Source organism: Leyella stercorea (assembly GCF_021531355.1).
Lineage (GTDB): Bacteria > Bacteroidota > Bacteroidia > Bacteroidales > Bacteroidaceae > Prevotella.
Genome location: NZ_JADYTS010000102.1, coordinates 1 through 7628, shown reverse-complemented (window position 1 = coordinate 7628; position 7628 = coordinate 1). Strand labels below are relative to the sequence as shown.

General features: G+C 49.3%; 5 protein-coding genes and 1 tRNA gene. 3 read left to right on the top strand and 3 right to left on the bottom strand.

The annotated features are described in order from the left end of the window. Positions 1-130: 130 nt before the first annotated feature. Positions 131-2389, bottom strand: a complete 2259-nt coding sequence (locus tag I6E38_RS13790) for a GH92 family glycosyl hydrolase (RefSeq protein ID WP_235394539.1) — start codon at positions 2387-2389, stop codon at positions 131-133. A 253-nt stretch (positions 2390-2642) separates the two neighbouring features. On the opposite strand from I6E38_RS13790, the gene I6E38_RS13785 reads away from it, so the two are divergent. Further along, on the top strand, positions 2643-3521 hold the full coding sequence (locus I6E38_RS13785; protein ID WP_235394538.1) for an OmpA family protein: 879 nt from the start codon (positions 2643-2645) through the stop codon (positions 3519-3521). A gap of 257 nt (positions 3522-3778) precedes the next feature. Continuing rightward, a complete protein-coding gene (trpS, locus tag I6E38_RS13780; protein WP_235394537.1) occupies positions 3779-4867 on the top strand; it encodes a tryptophan--tRNA ligase in 1089 nt (362 codons plus the stop codon). A 195-nt stretch (positions 4868-5062) separates the two neighbouring features. On the opposite strand, the gene I6E38_RS13775 is transcribed toward trpS, so the two are convergent. Together I6E38_RS13775 and I6E38_RS13770 are read right to left on the bottom strand one after the other, a co-directional pair. Further along, positions 5063-6058 carry a YqiA/YcfP family alpha/beta fold hydrolase gene (locus I6E38_RS13775; RefSeq protein WP_235394536.1) on the bottom strand — a complete coding sequence of 332 codons (996 nt, stop codon included), beginning with the start codon at positions 6056-6058 and terminating at the stop codon, positions 5063-5065. Between the two features lie 149 nt (positions 6059-6207). Further along, a tRNA-Leu gene (locus tag I6E38_RS13770) sits at positions 6208-6289 on the bottom strand. A gap of 203 nt (positions 6290-6492) precedes the next feature. Between I6E38_RS13770 and I6E38_RS13765 the strand changes: the two genes are divergently transcribed. Then, positions 6493-7581: a mannose-1-phosphate guanylyltransferase gene (locus tag I6E38_RS13765; RefSeq protein WP_235394535.1), complete on the top strand. Its 1089-nt coding sequence runs from the start codon at positions 6493-6495 to the stop codon at positions 7579-7581. The last annotated feature ends 47 nt before the right edge of the window (positions 7582-7628 follow it).

Here is a 7628-nt window from a genome sequence, read left to right as displayed (position 1 = left end):
CAAAGCCCGAGCTTGTGAAAGTTCGGGCTTTGTGATATTTTAAAAGAGGGTGTGAATTTTGACACACCCCCATTTCATTTATTTACGTATGATAAAATCAGTGTCAGTGTTTTTGTTGTAGTTTTTATCCTTACTTCAACTGCATTTTCAGTGTTTTTCCTTCCATCAGCTGACGGTGTGTGAGGCGGAAACCGTTGAGCTTCTTCCCACCGATAGTTACCGATTTGATGTACTGTTGCGACGGCGATGTGCGGTCGGTCTCGATTGTAATGTCACCGTTGGGGTAGAACTTGGGGTCGAGATGCAGTGTCACCTTGTCGAATGCGGGTGTGGTGAGCGTGTACGACGGGTCGCCGGGGTTGTCGGGATAAATGCCTATCATAGAAAAGATTGCCCAAGCTGACATTGTTCCGGTGTCTTCATTGCCGGGAATGCCGTCGGGACGTGCTGTATAATACTTCTTCAGCAGTTCGCTCACAGTCTTCTGCGTGCGCCATTCGTCGCCCTTGAAGTAAGAGAACAGGTACGGATAGGCAATGTCAGGCTCGTTGGCGGGGTCGTACAGACCCTTGTCGAACAACATCTGCAGCTTGTCGACAAACTTGCGTTGTCCGCCCATCATCTTAGCCATACCCGTTACATCGTGCGGAGCATAGAAAGTGTAGTTCCATGCCGATCCCTCGTGGAATCCGGGGCAGTTCTCGAAGTTGGCTCCTGCTTCAGGGTTGAACGGTGTCAGGAACGAACCGTCCTTCTGAATCGGTCGCAGAGTGCCGCTCTCCTTTGAGTAGTAGCGCTTGTAGCCGAGTGAGCGCTGGCGGAAAAGCTTGGCGTCGTTGTTGTGGCCGAGTTCCTTGGCGAGTATCGACAGAGCGTTGTCGGCAAGATAATATTCCAGCGCGTGCGATACAGAGTTGTCGCCCGACATGTCGGCAGCGTAGAATCCGAGTGGAACATAGCCCTTCTCTATATACGGGTCGATGTCGGGGCGCATCTTGTTGTCCTTGCCCGGTAGGGTGGCTGATGTGCGGAACGCCTTGTAGGCAGTTTCGATGTCAAATCCACGCAGACCGCGCATGTATGCGTCGGCAATGTACGGTATGGATGGGTCGCCCTCCATTGTCCATGTCTCGCGGCCGAACAGCTCCCACTTGGGCATCCATCCCCACTCGCGATACATGTCGATCATCGAGTTGATCATGTCCACCTGCTTGTCAGGATAGAGCAAAGTCTCGAGCTGCGAGAGGTTGCGGTAGGTGTCCCACAGTGAATATATGGTGTAGCGGTTGCTGTTAGTGTGGCCGTTCTCGTTGCTCTCCATCTTCGGATATTTTCCGTCAACGTCTTGAAGCACCGTAGGATGAATCTGCGAGTGATACAGAGCTGTGTACAGTACGCGGCGCTGCTCGTCGGTTCCGCCCTCAACGCTGATGCGGTTGAGTGTGTTAGCCCATTCTGCGCGTGTGTCTGCCACGGTCTTGTCGAAGTTGAAGCCCTGCTGTTCGGCATTAAGATTGGCGCGTGCGCCCTCAATCGACACGAAGCTTACGCCCACCTGCACTTCCACTTGTTCGCCCTTGGCGAGGTCGTAGGTCATGTAGTAGCCTATGTCGTTGCCCGCCATGTCGCGGCCGTAGCCCGGATAGAGCTTGTACTTGCCCTGATAGGTGTCCCACTGGGCCTGGGCGTTGCGCAGGTCGGGCTGTTTCTTCCACATGCCGAATGCTGCCGGCTTCTTGTTGACGCGCACTACGAAGTACATGGGGAATACGGCTTGCGGATTGTAGCAGAACGTGCCGAGCAGACGGGTGCCCTCAAACTCTGTATCGCTAACTCGTCGCAGCGACGCACCTATCTCGTTTGTGAGTCCGTTGCCCAAGTTGAACAGCAGGTTCGACTTGCCTCCGGGGAAAGTATAGCGTTCGATAGACGAGCGCATTGTGGCAGCCACCTCACACTTGATGCCGTATTTGGTCAGCACGTTGCTGTAGTAGCCAGGTCGTGCTGTCTCGTTCTTGTATTCCGAGCCATAGCTGTGGTAGTCGACGTTCAGCTCGCCTGTGGTAGGCATTGTCAGCAGTGTGCCCATTTCGGGACATCCCACACCGCTCAGCGTTACGTGTGCAAATCCGGTGAAATATTTATTGTTGTATTCGTATACCGCTGACCACCATCGTGAATCCTTGTCTTCCTGATTGAGGTCAGACCCCATCACGTTGAACGGCACCACCGACATCAATCCATGGGGGCGAATGGCGCCAGGGTTGCAGATGCTGAAGTTGGTAGTTCCGATGAACGGATCCACGTAGTCAACGTTGTCTTTGGCTGTAACACTGCCGGCTGAAAGCACCAGCAATGCCGCAATGGCTAAATGCTTGAAATGATTCATATGTAAAAGTTGATTTAGATTTACGATTTGTTTCTGCAAAAATACTCAATCTGCACGAAATGAGCAAATAATAGCCTTGCAAGTTAAATTAAATTAAAGACATTCAACATTTTAGTTATTATAACGTCAAATAGACAGGTTTGATGAAGTTTCAGTTTAACTTTGCAACCGAGTATCGGCTTAAAGCATCAGCCCGAAGCCCGAATTAATAATAATATTGTTTAACAACGCTAATAAAACAACAAAGAAGAATATGAAGAAAGTTAACGTATTTGCAATTGCAATGATGGCAGGCTTGCTCACAATGGCAAGCTGTGCAAGCAAGAAGGATTTGGACAACTGTCGTCTGGAGAATAAGGAACTCACCAGCAACTATCAGGATGCCAAGGAGGCTCTCGCAGCTTCTAAGGCTCGTGTGTCTTCGCTTGAGGAGCAGTTGGCACAGCAGAAGGAACAGCTCAAGCAGGCCAAGCAGGCTTATCAGTCGCTGCAGCAGTCGCTCGACAAGAGTTTGACCAATGCCAATGCCAACAACATTAATATCTCGAAGCTCGTCGACCAGATTAACGAGTCAAACCAGTATATCCGCCACTTGGTTGAGGTGAAGTCTAAGAGCGACTCGCTCAACATGGTGCTCACCAACAACCTGACACGCTCACTCAGCAAGGAGGAGATGAAGGAGGTTGACGTGCAGGTGCTCAAGGGTGTAGTATACATCTCGCTTGCCGACAACATGCTCTACAAGAGCGGTTCGTACGAAATCAACGACCGTGCTGCCGAGACTCTCAGCAAGATTGCCAAGATTATTACTGACTACAAGGATTATGAGGTGCTGATTGAGGGTAACACCGACAACGTACCCGTTAACACCAACGCTGCTTCGATGAAGAACATCCGCAACAACTGGGACCTCTCTGCTTTGCGTGCATCAAGCGTAGTTCAGGCTTTGCAGAATCAGTATGGTGTCGATCCGAAGCGTCTTACAGCAGGTGGCCGTGGCGAGTACAACCCCGTTACAAGCAACTCTACCGAGCTTGGCAAGCAGCGCAACCGCCGCACCCAGATCATCATCACTCCGAAGCTCGACCAGTTCATGGACCTCATCGACAAGGCTCCAGAGGGCAGCAACTAATCTTCGGATAAATAACGAAATTTATAGTATATAAAAATAAAACGGTGTGTCTCTTACTTGAGGCACACCGTTTTGTTTTTGTCAGTATTATTCGATTGTTTATACTGGTTTGAGCTGCATTGTAGCTCGAAATCCCTCAAAATAAGCATTTTTCGGCCATATAGACAAGACGTTCGGAAATAATAGTGTACCTTTGTATTGATTTTCTGAACAGAAACAAGATATTTTCTGAACCGAAACAATAAAAACATCAATATATGGGAAAAGTAATTCTTACAGGCGACCGTCCTACCGGTAAATTACATTTGGGCCACTATGTTGGCTCATTGCGCCGCCGTGTCGAGCTGCAGAACGCAGGCGACTTCGACCGCATGTTTGTGTTCATGGCCGACGTTCAGGCTCTGACCGACAACGCCGACAATCCTGAAAAGATACGTCAGAACATCATTGAGGTGGCTCTCGACTATCTTTCGGCTGGTCTCGACCCAACAAAATGCACACTGTTCATACAGAGCCAGATTCCGGAACTCGCCGAACTGACTACATATCTTATGAATCTCATCACCGTGTCACGCGTACAGCGCAACCCGACAGTGAAGACCGAGATCAAGATGCGCAACTTTGAGGCCAACATTCCGCTTGGTTTCTTCTGCTATCCCGTAAGCCAGGCTGCCGACATCACGCTGTTCAAGGCCACTACAGTGCCTGCCGGCGAAGACCAGGAGCCTATGATTGAGGTGACACGCGAGCTTGTTCGCCGCTTCAACCAGACATACAGCGAGGTGCTTGTTGAGCCGGAAATCATGCTTCCGGAGAATGCTACAGCACGTCGTCTGCCCGGAACCGACGGCAAGGAGAAGATGTCGAAGTCGCTCGGCAACTGTATCTACCTCAGCGATTCGGCTGCCGATGTATGGAAGAAGGTGAAGAAGATGTCGAACGGAGCACCGCGTATGAGTATGGACGAGCCCGGCAATCTTGAGGGCAACGCCGTATTCACATACCTTGAGGCATTCAGCACACCCGACGACTTTGCCGAGTTCTGGCCCGAATACAAGACTCTCGACGAACTGAAGGAGCACTATGTGCGTGGTGGTATTGGCGACGGCACATGCAAGAAGTTCCTCAACAATGTGCTCAACAAGACTCTTGAGCCGATGCGTGTGCGTCGTCACGAGTTGGAACAGGACATTCCCGAAATTTTCAACATCCTGCGTAAGGGCACCGAGGCTGCTCGCGAGACAGCCGCACAGACAATGGACGAGGTGCGCAAGGCAATGCAGATTGACTACTTCAACGATATGGCACTGATACAGCAGCAGGCTGAGAAGTTCCGCTCAAAGTAATAGTCTTATTATAGTTGAGAGTTGAGAGTTGAAAGTTGAGACTAAAAAAATTGAGAGTTGAGAATTTAGAATTGAGAGTTATGATATGTATAGCTCCGACAATGTATAGATATAAAATATTAGATTGTTCTAATAATAAAAAATATCAATCGTCGGTAATCATAACTCTCAACTCTAAACTTTCAACTCTCAATTTTATTGTCCTCCCAAACGGTCGAAGAACACGATAATTTCTTCCCACGTCTTGAATTCATCGCTTCCCCATTCTATCACTGTGCCCATAAATTCGGGTTGTGGAGCGGGTGCAATGAGATAGTCGCCATATTGCAGTTGGCGTTCGTTTGAGAATATGACGCGTCCCCAAGCCGGAGCGCTCAGATACTGTTCCACCCACGCTATATCGTCGGTCATAGCCGACGGGTTGTTTGTGCACGACGGGGCCAGTACATACACATTATAATTTTCAATAAGACGTTCGTAAGCCTTGTGCATCGAAGCTGTCGCCTTGCCGTAGCCGTCGCGCAGCGTCTCTATGTCGATATACACTACCGGGCGCTCACGTCCTTCCTGACGGTCGTCTATGTATCTTATTGTTGGTATCAGGTAGTGCATAGCCACCTTGTCGGTCAGACGGTGCTCGCCATGGAAATGTATGGCGGTGGGGTAGTGTTCGCTGAATATTCCGAATGTGTGCACAATTGGGTCTTCGTCGCCGAAGAGTCCTATCACACGTCCGCGCTCCTCATCGGTTATGTCGGCAAAGCAGTGTGTTGTCATCTCCTGATATTCCTTTATCAGTCCCTTTGTCACCATAAATTCCTGAACACCGTCTTGGCGCGGATTTTGAAACACCTGCTTACCCGTGAATTTCGACATTGTTTCGCCCATTTCGAACGCAGGGTTTACTATTATTCGGTCGTATCCCTTAAGCATCTCGGTGTACATTCCGCCCATCGAAGTGCCGATAATAAGGTCGGGCTGTTCCTCTTCACACATCTGTCGCAGCATCTGTATGCCCTCTTCGGGATGCAGTGGAATGTCACGTGCTACAACAGTTGCCTCAGGCATCAGCGTGCGCAGCATAGTCACCGTGCCCGATTGTGCCGATGAGGCGAATCCGTGTACATACATTATCTTCTTACCCGCCATAAGGTCGGGGTATTGCTTTACGTAAGTTTCGTTCTGAGCCATATTCTGAAAGTTTCATTTAGAAGGATTGTTTTATAGAATCCTCTATTTGTTTTTTATAGCTTTACGGCAAAGATACGCCAATAAATCAAAATAATCAAACTTTTAAAACAAAAAAACGACTGACACTCGAAAGTGTCAGTCGTTCTAAGTACCCAGACCCGGGCTCGAACCGGGATGGGTTGCCCCACTGGTGTTTGAGACCAGCGCGTCTACCGATTCCGCCATCTGGGCATTGGCGTTTTTGCGAGTGCAAAGGTAGTATATTTTTTTTATTCTGCAAAATTTTTTCCTAATAATTGTTCATTTAGGATAAATTCGTTTTAAAAACATGTGTCCAACTTGGTGCTCTCGTTTTATATTCGTAACTTCGTGAACACTAAATAATCTCTTTCGGGATAAAAATGACGAATTACCTAAATTAAAAAAATAATGACATGAAAGAAACAGGAAATAACTATTGTGTCATACTAGCCGGAGGCAAAGGCCGCCGTTTGTGGCCATGCTCACGCGAAGAACGTCCCAAGCAGTTTGTCGACTTCTTCGGCACAGGACGCACAGCGCTACAGCAGACCTACGACCGGTTTGCGCGCATATTGCCACCGGATAATATTTTTGTTAGCACTAATGATGACTATGCGCATCTGGTGCGCGAGCAACTGCCGCAACTTGACAGCAGCCGACTGCTTGCCGAGCCTATCCATCGTGGCACAGCCCCGAGTGTGGCATGGGCTACTCACCGTATCATTCACATCAATCCAAATGCTAATATAATCGTAACGCCAAGCGACCTCACCATCATTGGCGAAGAACAGTTTAAGCAGTGTGTCGACCGCGCTTTCTGTTTTGTGGCTGAGCACAAACGTGTGCTGGCTATGGGAGTGAAGCCTACGCGCCCCGAACCGGGCTATGGATATATTCAGATGGGCGATACCGAGTGCGATGGAGTGTTCAGCGTACAGTCGTTCACAGAAAAACCGGAGCGCGACTTTGCCAAAATATTCATGGACAGCGGCGAATTCTTGTGGAACACAGGCATGTTTATAGCCAATGCAAGCCGCCTGGCTAAGTGTTTCAGTAAATTGTTGCCCGTAGTGTTGCGCAATTACGACGAAACCCATCCCGTGTTCGACTTCGAAGAGGAGAACCGCTTTATCCACGACAATTTCCCTTCATATCCTAATGTGTCGCTCGATTCGGGCATTCTTGAGAAGACTGACGGCGTATGTGTGATGCGTTGCAACTTCGGATGGGCCGACCTCGGCACATGGCACGGCATATACGAGGCCATGCACAAGGGCGAAGGCGACAACGTTGTGATAAATACTGATGCTGTGCTCGACAATGCCCGCGGCAACGTGATAAAGCTTTCTGACGGTCGATTGGCTGTGGTAAGTGGCATTGACAACTGCATCATTGCCGAAGAGGGCAACGTGCTCCTCGTATGTCGCAAGGAAGACTCGTCGTCAAACGTACGACGACTCACCAACGAGATACAAATGAAGAAAGGGGAGGAGTATATTTAGAATATAAAGAAAAAGCCCCAAGCAGAAGCCCCACCCCCAAACAGAAG

Excerpts from the sequence above, each read along its gene's own strand:
- I6E38_RS13790 (WP_235394539.1), bottom strand. The coding sequence starts at position 2,389 with ATGAATCATTTCAAGCATTTAGCCATTGCGGCATTGCTGGTGCTTTCA.
- I6E38_RS13785 (WP_235394538.1), top strand. The coding sequence starts at position 2,643 with ATGAAGAAAGTTAACGTATTTGCAATTGCAATGATGGCAGGCTTGCTC.
- trpS (WP_235394537.1), top strand. The coding sequence starts at position 3,779 with ATGGGAAAAGTAATTCTTACAGGCGACCGTCCTACCGGTAAATTACAT.
- I6E38_RS13775 (WP_235394536.1), bottom strand. The coding sequence starts at position 6,058 with ATGGCTCAGAACGAAACTTACGTAAAGCAATACCCCGACCTTATGGCG.
- I6E38_RS13765 (WP_235394535.1), top strand. The coding sequence starts at position 6,493 with ATGAAAGAAACAGGAAATAACTATTGTGTCATACTAGCCGGAGGCAAA.